The sequence below is a fragment of the Gordonia shandongensis DSM 45094 genome, assembly GCF_000423025.1.
GTDB lineage: Bacteria > Actinomycetota > Actinomycetes > Mycobacteriales > Mycobacteriaceae > Gordonia > Gordonia shandongensis.
Genome location: NZ_AUHE01000009.1, coordinates 18,021 through 43,240, shown reverse-complemented (window position 1 = coordinate 43,240; position 25,220 = coordinate 18,021). Strand labels below are relative to the sequence as shown.

The following is a 25,220-nucleotide window of genomic DNA, read 5'->3' as shown; positions in this document are numbered from 1 at the left end:
GACAAAACGACGTCCCCGCGGTCTCGGTGACATGTCCGACGCCGATTCGCGGCGTCGTCAGGGGAACGGGACCAGATCGAGCACCTTGTCGCGGAGTTGCGACAGCAGATAGGGCGCGTCGCTGTCGGTATCGATGTCCGGGCCGCGGTCGACGTAGCGGGTCGTCGGTCGGCCGGCGACGACCGCGGCGATATTTCGCATCGCACCCGACCGGGGATCGTCGAGATAGTCCGAATGCGCCGAGCGGCCCGCGACGAGCCGGTGATCGGGGCCGTCGTAGTACCCGGTGTCCAGACGAGTGACTCCGGGCGCCACGTCGGGGTCGCCGCCGTGGACGACTCCCGCGAACTGCTGCACATAGTGAATCGGATCGCCGGGCGGTGTCAGGGAGTACCGGGAGACCTCGGGATTCGGGTTCCGCCACGGACCGTCGAGCACCCCGGTGCCCGCCGACGACGCATAGACCACCCGATCGGCCCCCATGCCGAGCTGCTCGGCCGTGCCGACCACCGATCCGCCGTACGAGTGACCGATCACCGTGGTCTTCAGGTCGACGGCCGAGTGATCGAGTTCCCGATCGAGCGAAGCCATGAACGTCACCAGACGCGGGGCCATGCGCTCGGCGTAGTCGGCATCGGCCGCCGCCGGGAGGTCGGGCGGCAGCTCACCGTCGACGAAGACGAAGACCGGCGCACCGCTGCTCTGCGCCAGGCCGAGGGCACGACGCCGAGAGGCGTCGGCGTTGGCCAGGCTCGTTCCCGTCCCCGGCACCATCACGGCGGCGCCGGTGGCCGTGGGGGTCAGTTCACCGATCATCTCGACGTACCGCCCGTCGTCGGCGTGAAACGTCACGATCCGCCGCGGCACCGTGCGTCCCTCGTCGTCGGTGACCGGGTCGAGCAGCTCGCGGAGTCGGGTGACGACGGCGGGGTCGCCGCCGCCCGGTTCACGTTTCTCAACGCCGATCCTCCGCGCGATGGACACCCGGTTGGCGCGGTCGCGGTCGCCGAACGGGACCCCGTCGAGGTTCCCGATCACACCCGGGGCGACCTCGGTCAACCGCGCGCGCTGCGCCGCGGTGAGACTCTCCCAATAGGCGGCGGTCGCCTCGGGGGGCAGGGAGAGCATCGCCTTCGCGGCGGCGGCCGGAGAGGTGACGACGCCCGTCGGCGACGGGATGTGGTCGCCCGAACCCGTCAGCAGCGACGTGGCCTCGGCCAACTGGTCGCGAAGACTCCGGTCGGCGGCTCGGGCGCTGGACAGCAGCTCCCGGATCCGTTCGGTGAGGAAGTCCGAGTCCTCCCGCCGAGACGGATGCGGATGCGCGACCGCGCCGTTGTCGGCGACCGCGAAGCCTTCGGCCTCGGCACGTGCGATCCTGTCGCGCAACCGGTCGCGGATCGATACCAGGACCCCGTGTCCCACCCTGGTGCGTAGTGCGATCCCGCGCAACGCCAGTTCCATTCGCGCCATGCCGGCGGCCTCAGCGCGCGCCCGGCGCCCGGCGGCGTCGCGCGTGGTGCCGTGCCAGTCGGGGGCGCTGGTCAACGACCGCGTCAACGTGTCCGCGGAGCGGACGACGACCTCCGCGTCGAGATCGAAGGCCGCCGCAGCGGCCGCCAACTCGTCCAGCGGCCAGCCGAGCACCTCCGAGATGCGGGTCATGACGACGGCGTGGCGGCGATGGCCGCGCCGGCGGCGCGGTCCGACTCGACGGTGGTGGCGGTGAACGAGTCGAGGGCGGCAGCGAGTGCCCGCACCTCGTCGCCCTGGCCGGTGGCACCCCTGCGGGCCGCGGCCCGGCAATGCGCCAGCTCGGCGACCGCCGCAGACCCCGCGGGCTCCGCATCCCTCCCGAATCTCAGGGCCCTCATCTCGTCGCCCGACCGTCGCCAGGCGGCGGCGATCTGGGTGACCTGGTCGGGATCGATTCCGAACTCCATGACGCCCCCGCACGTAACCGCGTGCCCGCACCGTGGGTGCCGGCGGCGGGTCGGCGACCCGCTATTCAGTTAGACGCGCGCGGACGACGAACGGCTCCACCCGTTGTCCACAGGTGGAGCCGTTCGGTGTTCGGGGGACGGTTAGACGCCGACCGCCCGTCCGTCGGGCTTCGGCAGGGCGCCCGCCTCCGCGTCGGCGAGGAGGTTGGCCACGGTCTCGCCGGAGTCGGTCTTGTTGGTGCCGATGAAACCGGTGGGGCCGCGTTTGATCCAACCCGTCACGAACAGGCCCGGGACCGGGCCGTCGTCGGCCACGACGCGGCCGGCGTCGTTCCGTACGGTTCCGTGCTGGTCGTCGAACGGCAGGCCGGGCACCGGCTTGCCTCGGTACCCGATCGCGGTGAGCACCAGTCCGGCGTCCAGCACGACCGTCTCGTCGGTGCCGGTGCGCACGAACTCGACGCCGGTCGCCCGCTCATCGCCGACGACGGCGACCGGCGTATGACCGAACGAGAGCCGGATGAAGGGTTCGGCGGGTTTGGGGCGGGCCGCGATCTCGTGGAGCAGCTCGAGCTTCGCCGACACGGTCGGATCGTCGTGGTCGGCGGGGTCGACGCCCGCCAACTCGGCCGGATCGACCCAGACGCGACGGTGGCTGTCGGCCAGCCCGATGAGCTCGGGCATGGTGAACGCGGCGTGTTCGGGTCCGCGGCGTGCGACGACGACGACCTCGCGGAGCCGCGACGACCGCAGTGCGGTCAAGGCCGTGCGGTCGATGCTGGTGGACGCCAGTCGATCGGGCTCGGAGGTGAAGATCCGGGCGACGTCGAGGGCCACGTTGCCGTTGCCGATCACCACGGCGCGGTCGGTGTCGAGGTCGGGTGTGGCGCGGAGGAAGTCGGGGTGCCCGTTGTACCAGCCGACCACCGACGTCGCGCTCTGGACGCCGGGGAGGTCGACGCCCGGGATCTGCAGGGGACGGTCGGTCGGTGCGCCGCCGGCCCACAGGACGGCGTGGTGGGTGGCGCGGAGCTCGTCGAGCGTGATGTCGGTGCCGATCTCGACGTTGAGCCGGATCTCGATGTTCGGGTGGCGTGCGATCTCGTCGAAGAGTTCGGAGACGCTCCGTGTCGACTCGTGATCGGGGGCGACGCCGAAGCGTGCCAGGCCGAACGGCGCCGACAAGCGCTCGTAGACGGTGACCCGCACCTCGTCGTGTCGGAGGAGTTCGTCGGCCGCGTACATCGCCGACGGCCCCGATCCGACGATCGCCACCCGCACCTCGTCGGGTGCGGCGCCGGTGAGCGCGGTCGGCTTGTCGATCGGGGCCATCGGCAGTCGCCAGTTCGCATTGACCGGGAACCGTGCATCGCCGGGGGCCGCGTCCGGGTAGTGGTCGGCGTTCACCTCGGCGAACCGGGCGGCGTCCGCGGTGAGACGGTGCCCGGGAACGATCGCTCCGACGGGGCATGCGCTGACGCACGCGCCGCAGTCGACGCAGGTCTGCGGGTCGATGTAGAGCATCTCGGCGGTGCCGAAGTCGGGTTCCTCGGGCGTCGGGTGGATGCAGTTCACGGGGCACGCGTAGACGCAGGAGGCGTCGCCGCAGCATGCCTGGGTGATGACGTGGGGCACGGGGCCTTCTCAGAATAGGGACTCACCCGCGGGGTCGAGCTGTCCGCGGGTGAGTCTGCGAGCAGGGGGAGGGGGAGCTGTCAGCTCGCGGTGTACAGCGGCTCGCTGCGGTACCGCGAGGAGCGGCCGTCGATGCCGAGTGCGCGCCACACGCGACGCGAGACCGGGTTCATCAGGCCGCACTGCTCGGCGAGCATCCGGACGTCGCCGAAGACGTTGCGCAGGAACTTCTTCGACTCGTCCGAGCGCCAGAAGATGTCCTTCATGACGCTCTTGGGGACGTCGAACTCCTTCTCGAAGTCGCGCGGCGGGACGACGATGGCGCCGCAGAGCACGCGCATGACGATCGGCATCGCGATCGAGAGGGCGAAACGCTGCAGCGGGCCCTTGGCGGGGACGGTCTCGCGCAGGTGGTTGTGGGCGAACGAGATGTGTCGCGCCTCTTCGGCGACGTGCAGTTCCATGACCGCCGACATCGTCGGATGCAGGTCGGCGCCGGTGCGCAGGAAGTCCTTCTGGATGTGGTCGATGGGCTCTTCGCCGCCGAGGACGCCGAAGAAGAAGACCGTCGGGAGGGTGGTCGCGGCCAGCGGGACGAGCGGCGAGATGACGCGGTAGCCGATCTTGGCGCCGGGGGTCTTCATGCCGATCCGGTTCACCATCTCCTGGAACATGAGGGTGTGGTTGCACTCCTCCTTGGCCTCGTGGGTGGTGTACCGGAAGGCCTTGTCGCCGTTGGGCAGTTTGAAGCTGTACTGCATGAGGCCGCGGATGAGGATGGACTCGAACTGGAGGCCGACCTTGGCGACGTTGGCCTGACGCCACATGCCGATCTTGATCTGCTTCTCGCGGGGGAGGCTCTGGTACCAGGGGTGACGTCCGATGGGGTCGACCTCGTAGTCGAGGATCCAGCGCGGATCGTTCTCGGTGATCTCCATCTCGGGGGCGTCCCACTGGATGTCGATGTAGGGGTCGAAGTTGCGACGCACCGACGCCGACGACAGGTCCTCGAGGACCTGCGAGTAGTCGACCTGCTCCTCCTGTTTGGCGGGCGGGGTGTAGGTGGTGGGCCGGGGCTGGGTGGAAGTCATCGCCTTCTCCTGACTGTCGCCGACGGTTGTGGGGGACCGTCGATCGAGAACCTGTTGCTATCAGCGTCGCACCGCAGGTGAATCTTGTCAACGCTCGATGGCACAATCTGCGTGGGCATATCGGCGGTGACCGTCATCACACGACGACCGGCGCCCGGCGAACCGAGCGTGGAGAATGTTCGACGTGGAGATCGTGGGTGTCGTCGTTCTATGCGTGCTGGCCGTCGCCGGCGCGAACCTCCTCGCGCCGCGGGTACGGCTCGCCGCGCCGCTGCTGCTCGTCCTGGCCGGTGTCGGCGTCAGCTATCTGCCCGGGGTCCCCGACATCACCGTGAACCCCGAGGTGATTCTCATCGGCGTGCTGCCGCCGCTGCTCTACGCCGGGGCGGTGGCGCTGCCCGCGATGGACTTCAAACGCGACTTTCAGGCGATCAGCGGCCTGTCGATCGCACTGGTGGTGATCAGTGCGTTGTTGATGGGGCTCTTCTTCATGTGGATCCTCCCGGCCGTCGACTATGCGACCGGCGTCGCCCTGGGCGCCATCCTCAGTCCCACCGATGCGGTCGCGACGGCCACCGTGCGCCGTGTCGGCGCGCCCAACAGGCTGGTCACCGTGCTCAGCGGGGAGAGTCTGTTCAACGACGCCAGCGCCCTGGTGGTTCTGCGGGCCGCGGTCGCGGCGATGGCGTCGAGCATCTCGTTCCTCGGCGTCGCCGTCTCGTTCGTCTGGGCGATCCTCGCCGCCGTCGTCGTCGGCGCGGCGATCGGCTGGATCCTGCTGCGACTGCGCGCCCGCGTGTCGAATCCGTCGGTGTCGACGGCGATCGCCTTCACCGTCCCGTACATCGCCTATCTGCCGACCGAGGCGATGGGTGCCTCGGGGCTGGTCGCCGCGGTCGCCGCCGGGCTCGTGTCGGGTCGAGGGGCCGTCCGGCAGCTGACGCCCGAACACCGGCAGTCCGACCAGCAGAACTGGCACATGGTGGAGCTCCTGCTGGAGGGCGGGGTGTTCCTGCTCATGGGCCTCGAGCTCAAAGCGCTGGTCACCGACGTCCACGTGAGCCACGAGTCGGTGATCCACGCGGTGTGGCCGGCGGCCGTCGCCCTGGCCCTGCTGCTGGTGATCCGGTTGGCCTTCGTCATGTCGCTGGTGGGAGCGGTCAACAGACGGGCGCGCAAGATGATCGCACGGGAGCCCGTCCTCGCCGAGATGGCCGACCGGCTCCCCGACGGCGACGACCGCAGGACCCGCCGGGTGCAGCGATGGATCGACCGGGGTCTGGCCGACATCGAGTACTACCGAACCGAGTCGATGGGGTCCCGCGAAGGGCTGGTGGTCGTGTGGGCCGGGATGCGCGGTGTGGTGACCCTCGCGGCGGCGCAGACGCTGCCCGCCGACACGTCGTACCGGTCGCTGCTGATCCTGGTGGCCTTCACCGTCGCGGCGGGATCCCTGCTGATCCAGGGCGGAACGCTCGGTGCCGTCATCACCTGGCTGCGGCTGCCCGACCAGCGCGCCGACGCCGCCGCCGAACGCCGTCGGCTGCACCGCGAGCTGACGGTGATCCGCAGCCGCGTCCTCGACGACCCCGAAGTGTGCGGTCCGGGCACGGGTCTCGCACGACGGGTCGCGCAGATCCGCGAGATGGAGGCCGCCGACGAGGCCGAACTGGGTGATGACGATGCGTTCGACCGCCGGTTGGCCGGTGCGATCGAGCTGCGGCGGGTGCGGCGCACGATCATCCATCGGCAGCGGTCCGAACTCATCGAGTTGCGCGACCGCGGGGCCTACAGTTCGGAGGCGCTGTCCGCGGCCCTGCGCAGGCTGGACGCCGAGGAGATCAGCCTGGACGCCCAGGGGCCTCACTGACGGGCGCAGGCCCGATTCGGTGCCGTGTCAGTCCGAGATGACGAGGGGGACGGCGTCGGTGAACCACACCAGCGACAGTGCGAGCAGGAACCAGCAGGCGCCCTGCCAGATCTGCCAGCGACCGCCGGCCCGCCAGTTCCGATAGGTCCGCACGACGGCGGCGACGGTACCGAGCACCAGCATCGTCATCGACGCGATGATGAGGAAGGTCCGGGTGGCGTCCTGCGCGAACGCCGACGCCACCGCCAACACCACGCCCAGACCGATCGTGACGGCCACGTGGGTCACCGCTTCCCGGATCTCGCGAGGCGAGGTGGTGGTCTTCATCGATCATCCTCCGGAACGGGTCGGCGACGCCGGGGAGACGATGGCCGACGGGCGCGGGCGCGTCCACGTGCGCGCCTCACCTCCCAGTGTACGGTTCGCCCGGCCGAGAGGCTGTGCTCCGCGTGCCGATCGACACGCAGGTCGGGTTTTTACCTGTGCGGCGTCTGCGGTGATGGTGAACAATGAGGAATGAGGCTCACGACGGAGGCTTGAAAAGCAGGCTCCGGGCCGGTGTGAAGGAGAGCTGTCGCATATGAGCTTGATTCTGGTCGGTGTGGACGGATCGCCCGAGTCGACGAACGCGGTCCGCTGGGCGGCGGCGGCCGCCGCCGCGGAGGATGCCGATCTCAAGATCGTCGCGGCCTACAGTTCCACGACGAGCGACTACGCACCCGGTCTCGTGATTCCGCAGGACGTCATCGACGCCATCCGCAGCGAGGCCACCGGTTTCGTCCAGTCGGCGGCCGAAGTGGCGCGCGAGGAGGCTCCCGGGCTCACCTTGAGCGGATCGATCGTCGAAGGCGATGCGGCGCGCGTCCTGCTCGAGCTCGGGGAGAACGCCGAGATCACCGTGCTCGGCACCCGGGGACTCAGCAGTGTCAAGGGCCTGTTCCTCGGGTCGGTGAGCACCAGCGTCGCCGCGCATTCGAAGGGGCGGGTCGTGATCGTTCCCGGCGGTGCGCTCGGCGGTGACGGCCCGGTGGTCGTCGGGGTCGACGACTCGAAGGTCAGCGACCCGGCCGTCGCCGAGGCCTTCCGGCAGGCCGACCTGCGGAAGAAGAAGCTGGTGGCCGTCCACACGTGGACGCCGCTGGACGCCGACGCGCTCCACGGATTCGGGCTGGACGCCAAGGAGATCGACGAGATGTCGCAGCAGGCCGTCGAGGCCGTCGCCGAACGGATGGCCGGCTACAGCGAGGACTACCCCGACGTGCAGGTGGAACGCGTCGTGGTGCCCGAGGAGCCGGCGAAGGCGATCCTCGAGGCGTCGGGCGACTCCGCATCCATGATCGTGATGGGCAGCCGCGGTCGCGGCGGCTTCACCGGCCTGCTGCTCGGGTCGCGCAGCCAGAAGGTCCTGCACCACGCGCGCGTTCCGGTGATGATCGCGCGTCGCTGACACCACCCGACCGACGGAGCCGAGTGCCCAGGGGTGCTCGGCTCCGTCGCGTGTGCGGTCCGCGCCCGATCGCCCGCCCCGATCGCCCGCCCCGACCGCTCGAGAACGACGAGACTGGAAGTCCTGTGAAGCACCTGCCCCGCGGATTGTGGATCCTGCTGATCGCGAACGTCGTCATCGCGCTCGGTTACGGGCTGGTGGCGCCCGCACTGCCGATCTTCGCCACGACCTTCGGGGTGTCGATCACGGCGGCGTCGCTGGTGGTGTCGGCGTTCGCTCTCATGCGGCTGCTCTTCGCGCCCACCACCGGACGCCTGGTGACCCGTCTCGGGGAGCGTCGGATCTACCTGACGGGCCTGCTGATCGTGGCGCTCAGCACGCTGGCGTGCGCATTCGCCCAGAGCTATTGGCAGCTGTTGGTGTTCCGGGCGCTCGGCGGCATCGGTTCGACGATGTTCTCGGTGTCGGCGATGGCGCTGCTCATCCGACTGTCGCCGCAGGAGGTGCGCGGTCGCGCGTCGGGGTACTTCTCGGCGGGCTTCCTCGTCGGCAACCTCACCGGCCCGCTCATCGGTGCGGCCCTCGTGGAGTGGTTCGGTCTGCGGCCGCCGTTCGCGGTGTACGCGGTCGCGCTGCTGATCGCCGCCGGCGTCGTGGCCGCGTACATGCCGCCTCCGCCGGAGGCGGAGACGGGCGGCGACAACGGTGCGGGCCTGTTGTCGGCGCCCGGCTTCGTGGAGTCGTTGCGCACGGCCGAGTACCGCGCGGTCCTCACGTCGAACTTCGCGCAGGGTTGGGCGTCGATGGGTGTCCGCGTGGCCCTGGTCCCGCTGTTCGTTCAGGAGGGACTCCGGTATTCGGGCACGTGGGCCGGGATCATCCTGGCCTGCTACGCCGCGGGCAACGTGGTGGCGATCCTGGTGTCCGGACGGCTCTCGGACCGGTTCGGGCGCAAACCGGTGGTCATCCCGGGACTGGTGGTCGCGGCCGTCGGCACCCTGGCGCTCGGCTACTCGCCGGACATCTGGACGGCCCTGATCCTGACGGCCGTCGCGGGACTCGGGTCGGGGCTCTTCGCACCGACTCACCAGGCGGCGCTGGGCGACCTGCTCGCCGGTCGGCAACGCGGCGGTTCGGCGCTCGCCGCCTACGGGATGGCGTCCGATCTGGGGGCGGTGAGCGGACCGCTCGTCACCGGACTCATCGCCGACCGCTGGGGTTTCGGCCCCGCCTTCGTGATGACGGCCGCGGTCCTGGTGCTCGCCCTGCTCACCTGGACGCGGGCGGCCGACACGGCGAAGGCGCCGTCACCGCTCGTCGCACCGCGCTGACCCGCAGCGTCACGACCAGCGGCGTCACGACCAGCTGGGCAACCAGATCTGTCGACCCCACTCGGTGTTCGTGATCGGCTCCCCGGTGAGAATCGGCCACAGCCAGATCATGTTGGCGATCACCACCGCCACGTAGATCGACACGATGAGGACGGCCAGCACCCGTCGCTCGGACGAGGCACCGCGCGGTGCGGCCCGCAGGATGTCCCCGCACGCCAACGCCAGACCCATGACGAGGAACGGTGCGATCGCGGTCGCGTAGAAGAAGTACATCTGGCGGTCGATCTCGGCGAACCACGGGACGATGCCCGCCGCGTACGCCACCAGGACGGCGGCCCACCGCCAGTCGCGCCGCGACACGAGCCGCCACAGGCCCCACACCACCATCGGGAGGGCGAGCCACCACAGTGCGGGCGTGCCGATCAGCATCTGCGCGCGGACGCAGTCCGAGCCCCCGCACTGGTCGGGACCGTAGTCGATCGCGTACAGCATCGGGCGCAGGCTCATCGGCCACGCCCACGGCTTCGACTCCCACGGGTGGTGGTTGCCGGCGGCGTTGGTGAGACCCGCGTGGAACTCGAGGATCCCGGACTCGTAATACCAGAACGATCGGATCGCCGACGGCACCCACGAGAAGGGGCCGCCGGTGCCGACCGCTTCGCCGACCGAGTACCGGTAGACGGACGTCTCGGAAGCGAACCACGGCGCGAACGACGCCACGTACATGACGAAGGGCATCACCGCCAGGGAGAAGCCCGACGGGACGAGGTCGCGCCGCAGCACTCCGACCCACGGTCGTCGCACGTGATAGGCGCGACGGTTCGCGATGTCGAAGCCGATCGACAGGAGGGTGAAGAAGACGACGAAATACGCACCGGACCACTTGACGCCGCAGGCGAGCCCGAGCATCACGCCGGCCGCGAAGCGATACCAGCGGAAGCCGAGCCGGGGGCCGAACGGCGAGTCGCCGATCCGGCCCTGCTCCCACACGCGGTGCATGCGGGCGCGCATCTGGTCGCGATCGGCGATCAGCGCCGTGAACGCCAGGACGGCGAACACGGCCTGGAAGATGTCGAGCATCCCCATCCGCGACTGCACGAACAGCACGCCGTCGCAGAGGGCGAAGACGCCGGCGATCGCACCGACGAGTGTCGATCGGCTCATCCGTCGGACGACGAGGTACACCGCGAGAACGATGACGACCCCGCACACGGCCGACATGAAACGCCAGCCCATCGGGCCGTATCCGAACATCCACTCGCCGAGGGCGAGCATCCATTTGCCGACCGGGGGATGCACGACGAGGCCGTAGGCGGGATTGTCCTCGAGGAGTTCGCCGCCGGTCAGCACCTGCCATGCCTGCGGAACGTAGTGCTTCTCGTCGAAGACGGGCGTCCCGTTGTCGGTGGGGCTGGTCAGCCCCCAGAATCGGGTGATGACCGCGACGATGGTCAGGACCGCGCCGACGACGGTGCCGCGCAACCGGTCGGCGGCACCGAACACCGGGTCGGGAACAGACGGACCGGGTGCCGTCCCGAGGTCCTCGGTGAGCGCGCGGTCCGCGACGGTCGCGCGATCGATGGCGGCATGGGTCACCTGTGCGATGGTAGCGGTCCGGGGGAGCGGAGTGGCTCAACCGTTAGGCTGAGTCCGTGACCAGTAGCGACGCAGCCACCGGCCGACTGATCCTCGCCGGGACGCCGATGGGCCGTCCCGACGATGCGTCGAGAAGGCTCCGCGAGGCGCTGGCCACCGCCGACGTGGTGGCCGCCGAGGACACCCGTCGTACCCGGGCGCTGGCGGCGTCGCTCGACGTCGAGATCACCGGCCGGCTCGTGAGCTACTACGACCAGGTGGAGGCGGCGCGGACCCCGGGGCTGGTGGACGCCGTGGCCGGGGGCGCCGACGTCCTGCTGGTCACCGACGCGGGCATGCCGTCGGTCAGCGACCCAGGTTTCCGCGTGGTCGCGGCGTGCGCCGAAGCCGGACTGCCGGTCACCTGCCTGCCCGGGCCGTCGGCGGTGACCGCGGCGCTGGCCGTCTCGGCGATGCCGTCCGAGCGTTTCTGCTTCGACGGTTTCGCACCCCGTAAACCCGGTGCCCGCCAGGACTGGCTGGCCGAGCTGCGGACACAGCAGCGGACCGTCGTGTTCTTCGAATCGCCGCATCGTCTCGCGCAGACGCTCGCCGACGCGGTCACCGTTCTCGGGCCCGACCGGCGGGCGGCGGTGTGCCGTGAGCTCACGAAGACCTACGAGGAGGTCCGTCGCGGCCGGCTCGAGGATCTCGCCCGGTGGGCGGCCGACGGGGTGCGGGGCGAGATCACCGTGGTCGTGGCCGGTGCGGCGGCCGTCGACGAGACGATCGACATCGACCGTGTCGCGGCCCGGGCGCAGGAGCTCGCGGACGCCGGCGCCCGCCTCAAGGACGCGTGTGCACAGGCGACGGTCGGCACCCCGTTCTCCCGCCGCGACGTCTACCAGGCGGTGTTGGCGCTGCGCGGAGGCGCGTCGTGAACGCCGTCGGACGGACGCTGCGGGCGCTCGATCCCGGCTCGTTCTCGTCTGTGATGGCGACGGGCATCGTGTCGATCGCCGCGAGCCTGCACCGCTGGCACGCCCTGTCGGTCGGCCTGCTGTGGCTGTCGGTGGGCCTGTACGGGGTGCTGGTGGTGGCCCAACCGGTGCGGGCGGTGCTGTATCCCGATGCGGTCGCGGCCGACATGCGGGTCGCGCGGAAGGTCTTCGGGATGTTCACGTTCGTGGCGGCGACCGGGGTCATCGGCGCGCGTGTGATCCTCGACGGCCACATCGCCGCGGCGGTCGTGCTCCTGGCGGTCACGGCCGGAAGCTGGGTGGTCTCGGCATATGCACTGCCGCTCCGCGCGTTCACGGCGCGCTCGGGGGAGCCGGTCCTCGCCCGCGTCGACGGCACCTGGTTCCTGTGGGTCGTCGCGACGCAGTCCGTGGCCGTTCTCGCCGCGCAGGTCCAGGCGCGGGTGCTGACGGGCAGCGATGCGTTGGCGCTGCTCGCGGTGTTCTGCTGGGCCGTCGGCGTGTTCCTGTACATGGCCGTCGCCCTGCTCGTGGCCACCCGTCTCGTCATCCACCGGGTGACGCCGGCCGACCTCAACGGCGCCTACTGGGTGGCGATGGGGGCCACGGCGATCACGGTGGTCGCGGGTGCGAGCATCGCCGCGATGGTCGATGCGAACCTTCTGCGGGTGGTCGGGTCGACCGTGGAGGCGGTCTCGGTGTTCTTCTGGGCGTTCGGTACCTGGCTGGTGCCGCCCCTGGTGTTCGCCGGCTACTGGCGGCACGTGCACCACCGCGTCCCGTTCCGCTATGAGCTGTCGCTGTGGGCGATCGTCTTCCCGCTGGGCATGTACGGGGTGGGGAGCATGCAGCTCGGCAAGGTCAACGATCTGCCGCTGCTGGAGCAGATCGCCCGCATCGAGATCTGGTTGGCGCTCATCGCGTGGTCGCTGACGACGGCGGCGTGGCTGACGCACGGATGGGTGCGGCGCCGCGATGCCCGAGCGGCCTGACGCCCGAGCGGACTGACGGTGGGACTCGAGCGCCCCGACGCTCGGGGAGCGGTGATCAGGGCCGCTCGAAGCCCACGATCGACGCCGCCTTGTCGAGGCACTCCTGCCATTCGGCGTCCGGCCGCGAATCGGCGGTGATCCCGCCGCCCACCCCGAGGACCAGCCGACCGTCGGGGGTCGCGGACACCGTGCGGATCGCCACGTTGAGGTCGAGCAGCCCGCCCGGACCGGCGAGGCCGACGGCACCGCAGTAGACGCCGCGCGGGTCGTCCTCCCATTCGGCGAGCAGCTCGGCGGCCCGGATCTTCGGCGTCCCGGTCACCGACGCCGGAGGGAACGCGGCGTCGAGCAACGCATGGTTTCCGACGTCGTCGCGCAGCCGCCCCGCGACCGTCGAGACCAGATGCCACACTCCGGGGGCGCCGACGACCGTGAGCAGGTCGGGCACCGTGACGGTCCCGGTCTGCGCCACGCGCCCGAGGTCGTTGCGGACGAGGTCGACGATCATCACGTTCTCGGCGACGTCCTTGGCCGAGGCCGTGAGCGCGGTCGGATCGGCGTCGGCCGGCACGGTGCCCTTGATCGGCGACGACGAGACGTGCGCGCCGCGGCGGGTCAGGAACGTCTCCGGGCTCAGGCTGGCGATCGCCCCCCACGAGCCCGACAGCCACGCCGCCTTGGCGGGCACGGTCGCCGCGGCGATGTCGACGAACAGGTCGAGCGGACGACCGGTGAGGCGGCCGGTGAACGCCGTGCACACGCACGCCTGATACACCTCACCGCGCCCGATGGACGCCAGGCACCGGTCCACGGCGGTCCGGTGCGCCGACCGGTCGGGGGCCGTCCACCGGGCGCGCCAGGCGGCCGGGGCGCCGTCGACCGGGGCGCCGTCGACCGGGGAGCGGAGCGCGTCGGCGATCCAGTCGGGCAGCGGCGCGCCCGACAGGCTCCGCCATCGCCACCGGCCGTCGCGCAGGATCAGGACGTCGTCGGTGAACCCGCCGACCACCTCGGGGAGCGACGCCTCGGACGGCCGCACCGGGAACGAGAGGGCGCCGAACCAGTAGCGGTCGGGACGATCCGGCGGACCCACCCCGGAGTCGATGCGGATCGTCGGCGCGATCACCGCATCGGCGTCGGCCCAGTCGCCGATGACCGCGGCGGGTCCGGGCACCCCCCGACGCCGGGCGGCGACGTCGAGGGCGACGACGGCGCCGAGCGCCGACACGGCCCCGAGGCCGGGGATCCCGACGCCGACCGCGCTCATCGATTCGCGGGAGCCCCTTCGGTCGTGGTCTGCTCTGCCGGGGCCTGTGCGACTTCCTGACGCGGGAACACCGGCGTCGGTTTCGGCAGCACGGTGCCGGGGACCAGGCGGTCGGTGACGGCCGTGAACTGTCGGGCGGCCGGATCGGCGTCGACCGCGAGAACGTCGAGCAGCGCCGCGGTCGACCGCGGCATCACCGGCTGCACCAGCAGCGTGACGATCCGAACCACCTCGGCGCACACGTACAGCACGGTGCCGGTGCGCTCCCGGTCGGTCTTCGCGAGCTTCCACGGCTCCTGCGCCGAGATGTAACGGTTCGCCGCCGCCAGCACCGACCACATGGCCTCGATGCCCAGGTGGATCGCCTGGACGTCGAAGTGCTCGCGCACCGTCGCCAACAGTCCGTCGGCGGCGTCGAGCAACGCCTGATCGTCGGCCGTGAACTCACCCGGCTCCGGCACCTGCGAATCGAAGTACTTGCCGATCATGCTCAACGTCCGCTGCGCCAGGTTGCCGTACTCGTTGGCGAGGTCGGCGTTGTTCCGCGAGACGATCGCCTCCGCCGAGTACGAGCCGTCCTGCCCGTAGGAGACCTCGCGGAGGAAAAAGTAGCGGACGGTGTCGAGACCGTAGGCGTCCACGAGCTCGTCCGGGTCGACGACATTGCCGACGGACTTGCTCATCTTCTGTCCCCGGTTGAACAGGAAGCCGTGGGCGAAGACGCGCGCGGGCACCTCGATGCCCGCGCTCATCAGGAACGCGGGCCAGTACACGCAGTGGAAGCGGACGATGTCCTTACCGATGATGTGCAGGTCGGCTGGCCAGTAGCGGGCGGTCGTCGTCTCGTCGTCGGGGAATCCGACACCGGTCAGATAGTTGGTCAACGCGTCGACCCACACGTACATGACGTGATCGGGGGCGCCCGGAACCTTGACACCCCAGTCGAACGTGGTCCGCGAGATCGACAGATCGTTGAGTCCGCCGGCGACGAAGCTGCGGACCTCGTTGCGACGGGTGTCCGGGCCGATGAACTCCGGGTGCTCGTCGTACAGGGCCAGCAGCCGGTCCTGGTAGGCCGACAGGCGGAAGAAGTACGTCTGCTCCTCCGTCCACGTCAGCACGTGGCCGTTCTCGGTGGCGACCCGATTGCCGTCCTCGTCGACACTCGTCTCGTCCTCGGCGAAGAACGCCTCATCGCGGACGTCGTACCAGCCCGCATAGGAGTCCAGATAGATGTCGCCCGCCGCCTCCATCCGCTTCCAGATGGCCTCCGATGCGCGATGGTGGTCGTCGTCCGTCGTCCGGATGAACCGCGTCAGATCCGTCCCGAGCGTGCGGTGCAGCGCCTCGAAGCGGTCGGAGTTGGTCTTGGCCAGGACGGCGGTGGTGACCCCGAGCTTCTCGGCGGTCTGCTGCATCTTCTGACCGTGTTCGTCGGTGCCCGACTGGAAGCGCACGTCGAAGCCGTCGAGAGCCTTGAACCGCGCGAGGACGTCCGCGGAGATGAACTCGTAGGCGTGGCCGATGTGGGGGGCGCCGTTCGGGTAGGCGATCGCGGTGGTGATGTAGAAGGGCGACGACGCGCCAAAAGACTCGCTCGGCATAATGCGTCGATTGTACGTGCCGCCCGCGCGAGCCTCCGAGCGCTCGCCCGTCACCGGAGCGTCACCGAGTCGATCGACGGTACGGCTCGCACCCCGGCGGCGCCGCCGGGGGTGTGCGCTCCTCGATCGGCGCGATGGTGCGCGTGACGGGTTCGTCGCCCAGGGTGAAGCGTTCACCGTGGTGGGCCAGGTCGATCGTCGGGCCCGAGAGGAGTCGGTAGGTGGCGGTGTCGCCGTCGATCGCGACGACGATCCGGGACTCGCGGATCACCATGCGGAAGGACATGTAGTTCAACTGCTTCGGCAGGCGCGGGGCGAACGTGATGTGACCCCCGAAATCGCGCATGCCGCCGAACCCGGCGACGCAGTCGGTCCAGGCGCCGGCCAGCGCGGCGATGTGCAGCCCCGACGAGACGTTGTTGTGCAGATCGTGCAGGTCGGTGAACACCGACTCGCTCATCAGGTCGTACGACAGGTCGAGGTAACCGACCTCGGCGGCCGTGACCGCCTCGCAGCACGCCGACAGCGACGAGTCCCGCACCGTGATCGGGTAGTAGTAGTCGAAGTTCGCGAGCTTCTGCTCCGGGGTGAACCGATCGCCGAACAGGTACATCGCGAAGACCAGGTCGGCCTGCTTCACCACCTGCTTGCGGTACAGATCGAAGTACGGGTAGTTCAGCAGCAGCGGGTACCGGCCCTTCGACCCCTCGAAGTCCCAGCGGTCCAGGAGCGTGAAGCTCTCGGACTGCTGGTGCACGCCGAGCGCCTCGTCGTACGGAACGGTCATGTCGTCGGCCGCCGACGCCCAGTTCGCGACCTCCTCGTCGAGGACCCCGAGCTCGCGGGCCGCATGCGGTTGGCGGCCCACGGCGGCGACGGCGTCACGGAGCGCCTGCTGTGCGGCGAGGTTGGTGAAGACGTTGTTGTTCACGACGGCCGTGTACTCGTCGGGGCCGGTGATGCCGTCGATGCGAAAGCGGCCGCTCGAGTCGCGGTGCCCGAATCCGGAGAAGAAGCGGGCGATCTCCACCAGCAGTTCCACACCGCACTCCACCTCGAACGCCTCGTCGCCGGTGGCGCGGATGTAGCGTGCCGTCGCGTTGGCGATGTCGGCCGACACGTGCACGCCGGCGGTGCCCGCCGGCCAGTATCCCGAACACTCCTCGCCGTTGATCGACCGCCACGGGAACATGGCGCCCGCCTGGCCGAGTTCGGCGGCCCGCGCCTTCGCCTTGTCGAGCGTCATGTGCCGCCACCGGAGCTCCTCGCCGGCGGCGGCCGGAACGGTGTACGTCAGCATCGGGAGCACGAAGGTCTCGGTGTCCCAGAACGTGTGGCCGTCGTAGCCGGGCCCGGTGAGCCCCTTGGCTGGGACGGCGCGCGACTGGCCGCGGGCCCCGGCCTGCAGGACGTGGAACAGCGAGAAGCGCACCGCCTGCTGCAGTTCGGGGTCGCCGTCGAGTTCGATGTCGGCGTCGAGCCAGAACTCGTCGAGGTAGTCGGACTGCTCCTGTTTGAGGGCCTCCCAGCCGGTCTCCTTGGCCATGGCGAGTGCGGCGTCGACCTGTGCGCGCAGCGCGGGTGCCGAACGACGCGCCGACCAGCCGTAGCCCATGTACTTGGTGAGGACCATCTTGGTGCCCTGCGGGACCGTGGCCGCGACGGTGAGTCGCGCGAGGTCGCCGTCGGCGCGGATCGCGGTGTCGGCGTTCGCCGGCAACTCGAGCTCGTGATCCATTCCGGCGGCCACGGACAGTCCCGACCTGCGCGTCCGGTGCACCAGGACCGCGGAGAGGTCTTCGCAGTCGGCGAGTTCGGCGTTCAGCGGACGGTCGAGTTCCGCGGCCATCCGCGGATCGTCCTTCGCCGAGATGCCGCCGATGGGCTCGTTGGCCAACAGGTCGGACTGCAGCACCAGCTTCATGTCCTCACCGATCGGCTCCACCTCGTAGCGGATGGCGGCGACGGTGCGTTTGGTGAACGAGACGAGGCGTTCGGACCGGATGCGCACGGTCCGGCCGGTCGGGGACGTCCACAGGGTGCTGCGGCGGAGGGTGCCGGTCCGGAAGTCCAGGATCCGCTCGTGTTCGACGGTCCGGCCGTACCGGAGGTCCATCGGCTCGTCCTCGACGAGCAGACGGATGATCTTGGAGTCGGTGACGTTGACGACCGTCTGCCCGGCCTCGGGGAAGCCGTACCCGCTCTCCGCGTACGGCAGGTCGCGGACCTCGTAGAAGCCGCTGAGATAGGTGCCCGGTTTGTCGACGGGCTCACCCTCCTCGAAGCTGCCGCGCAACCCGATGTGGCCGTTCGAGAGGGCGAAGAGCGTCTCGGTGCGCCCGATCATGCCGATGTCGAGGCCGCGCCACCGCAGCTGCCACGGGTTGACGTCGAATCCTTCCGCGGGATGGATTCCGTGCTGCGGCACGTTCGCGGGGTCGGTGTGGCTCGATGTGTCACCGTGCGTGGTGTGGGCCAGCTCGAGGGTGGTCGGTTCGATCACGGTGCGGTCCTTCTCGCGGTCGCGGGATGGTCGTTCGGCTCAGGGGTCCCGCCGGCGTCGGGGAGGAGTTCGGCGAGGTCGGTCACGACGATAGAGGCACCGGCGTCGCGCATCGAGTCGGCCTGGCCTCCCCCGACGCGGTCGACGCCGACGACGTGACCGAATCGTCCGGCGTGACCGGCCTGGACGCCGGAGATCGCGTCTTCGAAGACGGCGGCGGCGGCCGGGGCGACGCCCATCAGCTCGGCGCCGCGCAGGTAGGAGTCGGGGGCCGGTTTTCCGTTGAGCTGTTCGTCGACGATGGTGTTGCCGTCGACGCGCTGTTCCACGAACTCCGTCAGCCCGGCTGCCTCGAGGACTTGGGCGCCGTTGCGGGAGCTGGTGACGACGGCGATGTGCAGTCCGGCGTCGCGGGCGGCGTGCAGGTAGCGGACCGAGCCGGGGTAGGCGCGGACGCCGTCGCGTTCCAGCGCAGCGAGGAAGGCGTCGTTCTTTCCGTCGGCGATCCGGGTGACCGTCGCGTCGTCGACGTCGATCGTCCGTGATGCGAGGAAGGACCGCACACCGTCGGTCCGGGGGCGTCCGTCGACGTGGTCGAGGTAGTCCTGCTCGGTGAACGGGCGCAGTTCGTCGGTCCGAGCGTCGATCGGTCCGCCGGCGCGGTCGGCGAGGAAGGCGTCGAAAGCGTCGGTCCAGGCCGTCCGATGGACCGATGCGGTGTCGGTCAGAACGCCGTCGAGGTCGAAGAGGGCGACGGTGATGTCGTCAGGCAGTCCCAGCACGGTGATGACGCTACCCGTCTTGTCTCGCGATGTCGGCCAGGTGCGGGGCGCGGTGGGGTTTGGTGGGCGGTTCGTCGCGCACGGTCGTCTCGGGCAGGGTGGAGGCGTGACCGAATCGAACGCCGCTCCCGGATCGAACGCCGCTCCCGGATCGAACGCCGCTCCCGGATCGAACGCCGCTCCCGGATCGAACGCCGCTCCCGAATCGCACGCAGCTGAATCGGGGCGGGAACTGACCGCCAAGGAGATCCGTCGCCGCAAGCGCCGCACGCCTCCGCCCGCCCCGGAGCCGCTGCCGGGGCTCGTCGACGCCCACACGCACCTCGCGGCGTGCGGTGGGCGGACGGCCGACGACGTCCGCGCGATCCTCGACCGCGCCGAGGCGGTGGGTGTGGACCAGGTGGTCACCGTCGCCGACGACATGGAGGACGCGCGCTGGGCGGTGCGGGCCGCGCACTGGGACTCGCGGGCGTTCGCCGCCGTCGGACTGCATCCGACCCACGCCGACGATCTCGACGACGCGACGCGCAGCGAGATCGAGACGATGGTCGCCGACGACCGGGTGGTCGCGGTCGGGGAGACCGGTCTGGACTACTACTGGACGACGCGGTCGGACGACTGCGCCGACCCGGCCGTACAACGCGACGCCTTCGCCTGGCACATCGATCTGGCGAAGCGGACCGGAACGCCGCTCATGATTCACAATCGGGAGGCCGATCGGGACCTGCTCGACGTGCTGGCCGCCGAGGGCGCCCCGGAGACGGTGATCATGCACTGCTTCTCGGGGGACGCCGCAATCGCCCGCGAATGTGTCGACCTCGGGTACGTGTTGAGCTTCTCGGGGACTGTGACGTTCGCCAACTCCCACGAGCTGCGTGACGCGGCTCGCTTGACGCCCGACGAGCTGATCCTGGTGGAGACCGACGCCCCCTTCCTGACCCCGCATCCCTACCGTGGCCAGCCGAATCAGTCGTATGCGGTGCCCTACACGGCGCGCTTCCTCGCGGAGGTCCGAGGGGTCTCCGACGACGAGATGGCTCAGGTTCTCGGGGGGAACGCGCGCAGGCATTACCGACTTCCGTTGCCGTAACAGGTCCTGATTCGTTACCGTATCGTGATCCCGTTTCTCGTTCCGAGTCGCGGGCCGCTATACCCCGTCCGTCAGGAAACCAGACCTTTGACTCCCATGCGTGCGCCGAAGACCGACCCGTCCCTCCTCTCGCGAATCAACACCACGCGGTCCCTGCGTGCCCGACTCGCTCTGGGCGGCGTGATCGCCGCCGTCGCCGCGGGAGGCGCGACCGGTGTCGTGATGCACAAGGAGGTCACCCTCGCCGTCGACGGCCAGTCGACCACCGTCGACACCATGGCCTTCTCCGTGGGCAGCGTCCTGCGCGACAACGGAGTCACGACATCCGACGGCGACAAGGTGAACGTCGCCCTGTCGAGCGCACCGCACGACGGTCAGACCATCCGCGTCGACCGCCTGAAGTCGATCCAGCTCGTCGTCGACGGCCGCCAGGAGGTGGTTCGGACCACCGCGTCGACCGTGGAGCAGGTCCTCGCCGAGCGCGGGCTGTCGACCAGCGCCGTCTCCGCGCCCCTCGACCGGCCGCTGCCCGTGGAGGGTGCCGACCTCGACGTCACCCTGCCCAAGAAGGTCACCCTCGTCGACGGCGGCAAGCGCACCAGCCCGAAGATCGCCGCCAAGACCGTCGGCGACCTCCTGGCCCGCTCGGGTGAGCCGCTCGCCCCCACCGACAAGGTCGTGCCCGCGGCCGACACGCCGGTCAGCGAGCGCATGGCGATCACGGTGACCCGCGTGCGCACCGAGGAGCAGACCGTCCTGGAGGACGTGAAGCCGCCGGAGAACACCACCAAGGACCCCAAGCTCATCAAGGGCCGGAAGGTCGTCAAGAAGAAGGGCACGCCCGGCAAGGCCAACGTGACCTACTCGGTGACCACGGTCAACGGCAAGGTCACCAAGAAGGACAAGCTGTCCGAGGACGTCGTCACCGAGCCGACTCCGGCGACCGTCGTGATCGGCACCAAGCCGGGTGCTCCGCACGTCCCGTTCGGCGTGTGGGATCGTCTCGCCGAATGCGAGGCCACCGGCAACTGGGCGATCAACTCCGGCAACGGCTTCTACGGCGGCGTGCAGTTCGACCAGAACACCTGGGACCGCTGGGGCGGCCAGGAGTACGCGCCACGCGCCGACCTGGCCACTCGCGAGGAGCAGATCGCGATCGCCAAGAAGACGCAGGCCGCTCAGGGCTGGGGTGCCTGGCCGTCGTGCTCGTCGCGGCTCGGCCTGCGCTGACCGGCCGCGGTTTTCAGTGATGCCGCGTTCGTCAGTCACAATGCATAGGTGACCTCCACCCCCGACACACCGCGACTGCTGGGGCCGGCCGAGATCCGCGGCCTGGCCGCCGAACTCGGTGTTCGGCCCACCAAGACGCTCGGGCAGAACTTCGTCCACGACGCCAACACGGTCCGCCGGATCGTGGCCTCCTCGGGTGTGGGCGCCGACGACACGGTCCTCGAAGTGGGGCCGGGCCTGGGGTCGCTGACCCTGGCGCTGCTGGCCGACGCCGGACGCGTCATGGCCGTCGAGATCGATCCCGTCCTCGCCGGACGGCTTCCGCAGACGGTCGCCGAGTTCGCCCCCGGCCACGCCGACCGTTTCGACGTGGTGACCGCCGACGCGATGACGGTGCTGCCGGCCGACCTGCCGCGGACGCCGTCCGCGCTCGTCGCGAACCTTCCGTACAACGTCGCCGTCCCCGTCCTGCTGCATCTGATGGCACAGTTCCCGACCATCGCGACCGCGCTGGTCATGGTTCAGGCCGAGGTCGCCGACCGGTTGGCGGCGACGCCCGGCGGCCGCATCTACGGTGTGCCGAGCGTCAAGGCGCGGTTCTACGGCGACGTCTCCCGCGCGGGAGCGATCGGTAGACGGGTCTTCTGGCCCGAGCCGACCATCGAGTCGGGGCTGGTGCGCATCGAACGCACCGATCCGTTCGGAACCGACCCGTGGTTGCGCTCGGCGACCTTCGCGGCGATCGACGCGGCGTTCGCTCAACGACGCAAGACGATGCGGTCGGCCCTCGCCTCGTGGGCGGGGAGCGCCGCGGAGGCCGAGCGTCTGCTGCGGGCCGCCGACATCGATCCGGGCATCCGCGGTGAACGCCTCGACGCCGCCGACTTCGTACGCCTCGCCCGCGTCCGGGAGGACGACCGGTGATGGGGGCTGGGTCGTGATGGGGGCTGGGTCATGATGGGGGCTGGGTCATGATGGGGGCTGCGACCGCCCGGGTGCCCGCCAAGATCAACCTGCATCTCGGTGTCGGCCCGCTGCGCGACGACGGATACCACGAACTGGCGACGCTGTTCTGCGCCCTCTCGCTGTACGACGACGTGACCGTGCGTGCCGCCGACGAACTGTCGGTGACCGTCCGCGGTGACGGACGACGGGAGGTGCCCGCCGACGCCACCAACCTCGCCGCGCGCGCGGTGGTGGAGCTGGCGTCGCACGTCGGCGGGGATCCGCGGGTCGAGATCATCATCGACAAGACGATCCCGGTGGCGGGCGGAATGGCGGGCGGATCGGCGGACGCCGCCGGGGCGCTCGTCGCCGCGGCCCGACTGTGGCGTGCCGACGTGGAACGCGCCGAGCTCGTCGAGATCGCCGCATCGCTCGGCTCCGACGTCCCGTTCTCCCTGGCGGGCGGGGTCGCACTCGGCACGGGACGCGGCGAGCGACTGCTGCCGGTCCTCTCGCGCGGGCAGTTCCACTGGGTGTTGGCCGTGGCGCGGACGGGACTGTCGACGCCTGCGGTGTACGCCGAACTCGACCGGCTGCGGTCCCGCGACGATGCGGCGACGTCGGCGGGGACGGACCGACCCGACGAGCTGATGGTCGCGTTGGCATCGGGGGACGTCACCGCGGTGGCGCCGCTGCTGCGCAACGATCTGCAACCGGCGGCCCTCTCGCTGCAGCCGATGCTGCGGCGCACGCTGCGTGCCGGGCGGGAGGCCGGTGCCCTCGCCGGGGTGGTCTCGGGGTCGGGGCCCACCTGCGCATTCCTCTGCGCCGACGCGCAGGCCGCGATCACGGTGGCCGCCGAACTGTCCGGGTCGGGGGTCGCCAAAGCCGTGCGGACGGCGTCGGGGCCCGTCGCCGGTGCGCGACTCATCCCGCCGGACTGACGGCTCCCACCCGATCGAGCCGGCCCGCCCCGTACGCGACATGCCCAGCACTCGACATGTCCCGCACTCGACATTCCCCGCACCCGACACGAAGGAAGACGCACCATCCGATGACCTCGCGCACCAACACCTCGCTGATCAACGCCGAACGCATCAGCAAGAGCTTCGGCATCACGGCGCTCCTGGACGACGTGAGCGTCGGTGTCCACGCCGGTGAGCGGATCGGCGTCGTGGGCCTCAACGGCGGCGGCAAGACGACGCTGCTCGAGATCGTCGCCGGCATCACCGAACCCGACTCGGGACGCGTCTCGCGCGTCGGCGGCATCGGTGTCGCGACGGTCACCCAGGGCGGTGACCTGGATCCGGCGGCGACCGTCGCGGCGGTGGTGCTCGGCGACCTCGCGGAACACGAGTGGGCCGGTGACGCGCGGATCCGCGGGATCCTCGCCGGCATCGGCGTCGACGATCTCCTCGACCGCCGGGTCGGGGAGCTGTCGGGCGGGCAGCGGCGGCGCACCGCGCTCGCGGCCGCGCTGGTCACCGATTCCGACCTGCTGATCCTGGACGAGCCGACCAACCACCTCGACATCGAGGGGGTCGCCTGGCTGGCCGACCATCTGGTGCGCCGACGCAGCGCGCTCATCGTCGTGACGCACGACCGGTGGTTCCTCGACACGGTGGCGACCCGCACGTGGGAGGTGCACTCCGGGCGGGTCGACGAATACGAGGGCGGGTACAACGACTGGGTGTTCGCCCGCGCCGAACGGGCACGGCAGGCCGACGCCGCCGAGGAGCGTCGCCGCAATCTGGCACGCAAGGAACTGGCGTGGCTGCGGCGGGGTGCGCCGGCCCGAACCTCCAAGCCGCGGTATCGGGTGGAGGCCGCCGAGAAACTGATCGCCGACGTCCCGCCGCCGCGGGACACGGTGGAACTGTCCACGTTCGCGCGGCGACGGCTCGGCCGGGTGGTCATCGAACTGGAGGACGCCCACCTGCGTGCGCCGTCGTCCGAGGGCGTCGAGGGCCGCGTCCTGCTCGACTCGGCGACGTGGCGGCTGGCGCCCGGTGAGCGCATCGGGCTGGTGGGTGTGAACGGCTCGGGGAAGACGACGCTGCTGCGGGCGCTGGCCGGCGAGGTCCCGGTGGCCCCGGGCCGACGTGTCGAGGGGAAGACGGTCTCGATCGGCTGGCTGCGCCAGGAGCTCGACGACCTCGACCCGACGCTGCGCGTCCTCGATGCGGTCGAGGAGATCGCCGGGCACATCATGCTCGGCGACAAGGAGATCTCGGCGAGCCAGCTCGCCGAACGGCTCGGGTTCTCGCCGGCACGCCAGCGGACGCCGGTCGGCGACCTGTCGGGCGGCGAGCGGCGACGGCTGCAGTTCACGCGCGTGCTCATGGCGGAACCGAATGTGCTGTTGCTCGACGAGCCGACCAACGATCTCGACATCGACACCTTGCAGCAGGTGGAGGACTTGCTGGATGCGTGGGCGGGGACGTTGGTGGTGATCAGCCACGACCGCTATCTCGTCGAACGCGTCTGCGACTCCACGTGGGCGCTGTTCGGCGACGGCCGACTCACCCACCTGCCGCGCGGTATCGAGCAGTACCTGGAACGCCGGGAGTCCGATGCCGCGGCGGGCGGCGCCGCGGACCGGGCGGGCGGGGGCCGCCGGAGCGCCGACGCATCCGCCGACACCGCCACGGACCGGGCGGCCGTGTCGACCGGCGGCGCGGGTCTGAGCCCCGCCGAACATCAGGCCGCACGCAAGGCGCTCGGGCGCGCCGAACGACAGGTGGAGAAGTTCACCGAGCGCGAACGGGACCTGCACGCGCAGATGGTGGCTGCGGCCGTCGACCCCGATCGGCTCGCGGAACTCGACGCCGAACTGCGCGACGTCGTCGCGGCGAAGGAGGCCGCGGAGGCCGAGTGGATGGAAGCCGCCGAACTCCTCGACGGTTGATCGGTCGGGGCCGCCTCCGACGCCCCC

At 70.5% G+C, this 25,220-nt stretch carries 20 protein-coding genes; 10 read left to right on the top strand and 10 right to left on the bottom strand.

The genetic code is table 11. From position 1 onward, the window contains the following. Positions 1-57: 57 nt before the first annotated feature. From G528_RS17045 to G528_RS0109265, 4 genes are all read right to left on the bottom strand, one after another. A complete protein-coding gene (locus tag G528_RS17045) occupies positions 58-1,665 on the bottom strand; it encodes an alpha/beta hydrolase (RefSeq protein WP_035719574.1) in 1,608 nt (535 codons plus the stop codon). Beyond that, a complete protein-coding gene (locus G528_RS0109275) occupies positions 1,662-1,943 on the bottom strand; it encodes a hypothetical protein (RefSeq protein ID WP_026918726.1) in 282 nt (93 codons plus the stop codon). Before G528_RS0109275 ends, G528_RS17045 begins: the two co-directional genes overlap by 4 nt. 141 nt (positions 1,944-2,084) lie before the next feature. Continuing rightward, a complete protein-coding gene (locus G528_RS0109270; protein ID WP_026918725.1) occupies positions 2,085-3,578 on the bottom strand; it encodes an FAD-dependent oxidoreductase in 1,494 nt (497 codons plus the stop codon). A gap of 80 nt (positions 3,579-3,658) precedes the next feature. Then, positions 3,659-4,669: an AurF N-oxygenase family protein gene (locus tag G528_RS0109265; protein ID WP_026918724.1), complete on the bottom strand. Its 1,011-nt coding sequence runs from the start codon at positions 4,667-4,669 to the stop codon at positions 3,659-3,661. Positions 4,670-4,844: 175 nt separating this feature from the next. On the opposite strand from G528_RS0109265, the gene G528_RS0109260 reads away from it, so the two are divergent. After that, on the top strand, positions 4,845-6,539 hold the full coding sequence (locus tag G528_RS0109260) for a cation:proton antiporter (RefSeq protein ID WP_245569733.1): 1,695 nt from the start codon (positions 4,845-4,847) through the stop codon (positions 6,537-6,539). A 27-nt stretch (positions 6,540-6,566) separates the two neighbouring features. Here G528_RS0109260 and G528_RS0109255 read toward each other — a convergent pair whose 3' ends face one another. Beyond that, positions 6,567-6,866 carry a hypothetical protein gene (locus G528_RS0109255; protein WP_026918722.1) on the bottom strand — a complete coding sequence of 100 codons (300 nt, stop codon included), beginning with the start codon at positions 6,864-6,866 and terminating at the stop codon, positions 6,567-6,569. A gap of 253 nt (positions 6,867-7,119) precedes the next feature. On the opposite strand from G528_RS0109255, the gene G528_RS0109250 reads away from it, so the two are divergent. Both G528_RS0109250 and G528_RS17040 read left to right on the top strand, forming a co-directional pair. Beyond that, positions 7,120-7,986 carry a universal stress protein gene (locus G528_RS0109250; RefSeq protein WP_026918721.1) on the top strand — a complete coding sequence of 289 codons (867 nt, stop codon included), beginning with the start codon at positions 7,120-7,122 and terminating at the stop codon, positions 7,984-7,986. A 125-nt stretch (positions 7,987-8,111) separates the two neighbouring features. After that, positions 8,112-9,317 (top strand): MFS transporter, encoded by a 1,206-nt coding sequence (locus G528_RS17040; RefSeq protein WP_035719573.1) that lies wholly within the window; start codon positions 8,112-8,114, stop codon positions 9,315-9,317. A gap of 24 nt (positions 9,318-9,341) precedes the next feature. Here G528_RS17040 and G528_RS0109240 read toward each other — a convergent pair whose 3' ends face one another. Beyond that, on the bottom strand, positions 9,342-10,913 hold the full coding sequence (locus G528_RS0109240; RefSeq protein ID WP_026918720.1) for a dolichyl-phosphate-mannose--protein mannosyltransferase: 1,572 nt from the start codon (positions 10,911-10,913) through the stop codon (positions 9,342-9,344). 56 nt (positions 10,914-10,969) lie between these two features. Between G528_RS0109240 and rsmI the strand changes: the two genes are divergently transcribed. Both rsmI and G528_RS17035 read left to right on the top strand, forming a co-directional pair. Then, positions 10,970-11,833 carry a 16S rRNA (cytidine(1402)-2'-O)-methyltransferase gene (rsmI, locus tag G528_RS0109235; RefSeq protein WP_035719572.1) on the top strand — a complete coding sequence of 288 codons (864 nt, stop codon included), beginning with the start codon at positions 10,970-10,972 and terminating at the stop codon, positions 11,831-11,833. Continuing rightward, complete coding sequence (locus G528_RS17035) at positions 11,830-12,864, top strand: tellurite resistance/C4-dicarboxylate transporter family protein (RefSeq protein WP_035719570.1); 1,035 nt, start codon at positions 11,830-11,832, stop codon at positions 12,862-12,864. The genes rsmI and G528_RS17035 overlap by 4 nt, the downstream gene beginning before the upstream one ends. Before the next feature lie 55 nt (positions 12,865-12,919). Here the strand turns inward: G528_RS17035 and G528_RS0109225 are convergent, their stop codons facing one another. The 4 genes from G528_RS0109225 to G528_RS17030 all read right to left on the bottom strand — a co-directional run bounded on the left by G528_RS0109225 (position 12,920) and on the right by G528_RS17030 (position 19,020). Further along, positions 12,920-14,131, bottom strand: a complete 1,212-nt coding sequence (locus tag G528_RS0109225; RefSeq protein WP_051198598.1) for an aminodeoxychorismate synthase component I — start codon at positions 14,129-14,131, stop codon at positions 12,920-12,922. Further along, on the bottom strand, positions 14,128-15,735 hold the full coding sequence (gene metG, locus G528_RS0109220) for a methionine--tRNA ligase (protein WP_026918717.1): 1,608 nt from the start codon (positions 15,733-15,735) through the stop codon (positions 14,128-14,130). The genes G528_RS0109225 and metG overlap by 4 nt, the downstream gene beginning before the upstream one ends. Before the next feature lie 61 nt (positions 15,736-15,796). After that, on the bottom strand, positions 15,797-18,163 hold the full coding sequence (locus G528_RS0109215; protein WP_035719605.1) for a glycoside hydrolase family 65 protein: 2,367 nt from the start codon (positions 18,161-18,163) through the stop codon (positions 15,797-15,799). A 71-nt stretch (positions 18,164-18,234) separates the two neighbouring features. After that, positions 18,235-19,020, bottom strand: coding sequence for a beta-phosphoglucomutase family hydrolase (locus tag G528_RS17030; RefSeq protein ID WP_051198596.1), 786 nt, complete (start codon positions 19,018-19,020; stop codon positions 18,235-18,237). A 232-nt stretch (positions 19,021-19,252) separates the two neighbouring features. Here G528_RS17030 and G528_RS0109205 point away from each other — a divergent pair, with 232 nt between their 5' ends. From G528_RS0109205 to G528_RS0109185, 5 genes are all read left to right on the top strand, one after another. After that, positions 19,253-20,110: a TatD family hydrolase gene (locus G528_RS0109205; protein WP_026918715.1), complete on the top strand. Its 858-nt coding sequence runs from the start codon at positions 19,253-19,255 to the stop codon at positions 20,108-20,110. Between the two features lie 96 nt (positions 20,111-20,206). Then, entirely contained in the window at positions 20,207-21,340 is a 1,134-nt protein-coding gene (locus tag G528_RS0109200) for a resuscitation-promoting factor (protein ID WP_026918714.1), read from the top strand. A 48-nt stretch (positions 21,341-21,388) separates the two neighbouring features. Next, a complete protein-coding gene (rsmA, locus tag G528_RS0109195) occupies positions 21,389-22,264 on the top strand; it encodes a 16S rRNA (adenine(1518)-N(6)/adenine(1519)-N(6))-dimethyltransferase RsmA (protein WP_026918713.1) in 876 nt (291 codons plus the stop codon). Between the two features lie 47 nt (positions 22,265-22,311). Further along, positions 22,312-23,229: a 4-(cytidine 5'-diphospho)-2-C-methyl-D-erythritol kinase gene (locus G528_RS0109190; RefSeq protein ID WP_035719568.1), complete on the top strand. Its 918-nt coding sequence runs from the start codon at positions 22,312-22,314 to the stop codon at positions 23,227-23,229. Between the two features lie 110 nt (positions 23,230-23,339). Continuing rightward, complete coding sequence (locus G528_RS0109185; protein WP_026918711.1) at positions 23,340-25,193, top strand: ABC-F family ATP-binding cassette domain-containing protein; 1,854 nt, start codon at positions 23,340-23,342, stop codon at positions 25,191-25,193. Positions 25,194-25,220 lie beyond the last annotated feature (27 nt).

Coding starts and splice junctions, on each gene's coding strand:
- metG (WP_026918717.1), bottom strand. CDS start 15,735: ATGCCGAGCGAGTCTTTTGGCGCGTCGTCGCCCTTCTACATCACCACC.
- G528_RS17045 (WP_035719574.1), bottom strand. CDS start 1,665: ATGACCCGCATCTCGGAGGTGCTCGGCTGGCCGCTGGACGAGTTGGCG.
- G528_RS0109200 (WP_026918714.1), top strand. CDS start 20,207: ATGCGTGCGCCGAAGACCGACCCGTCCCTCCTCTCGCGAATCAACACC.
- G528_RS0109185 (WP_026918711.1), top strand. CDS start 23,340: ATGACCTCGCGCACCAACACCTCGCTGATCAACGCCGAACGCATCAGC.
- G528_RS0109255 (WP_026918722.1), bottom strand. CDS start 6,866: ATGAAGACCACCACCTCGCCTCGCGAGATCCGGGAAGCGGTGACCCAC.
- G528_RS0109275 (WP_026918726.1), bottom strand. CDS start 1,943: ATGGAGTTCGGAATCGATCCCGACCAGGTCACCCAGATCGCCGCCGCC.
- G528_RS0109260 (WP_245569733.1), top strand. CDS start 4,845: ATGTTCGACGTGGAGATCGTGGGTGTCGTCGTTCTATGCGTGCTGGCC.
- G528_RS0109250 (WP_026918721.1), top strand. CDS start 7,120: ATGAGCTTGATTCTGGTCGGTGTGGACGGATCGCCCGAGTCGACGAAC.
- G528_RS0109265 (WP_026918724.1), bottom strand. CDS start 4,669: ATGACTTCCACCCAGCCCCGGCCCACCACCTACACCCCGCCCGCCAAA.
- G528_RS0109190 (WP_035719568.1), top strand. CDS start 22,312: ATGATGGGGGCTGCGACCGCCCGGGTGCCCGCCAAGATCAACCTGCAT.
- G528_RS0109225 (WP_051198598.1), bottom strand. CDS start 14,131: ATGAGCGCGGTCGGCGTCGGGATCCCCGGCCTCGGGGCCGTGTCGGCG.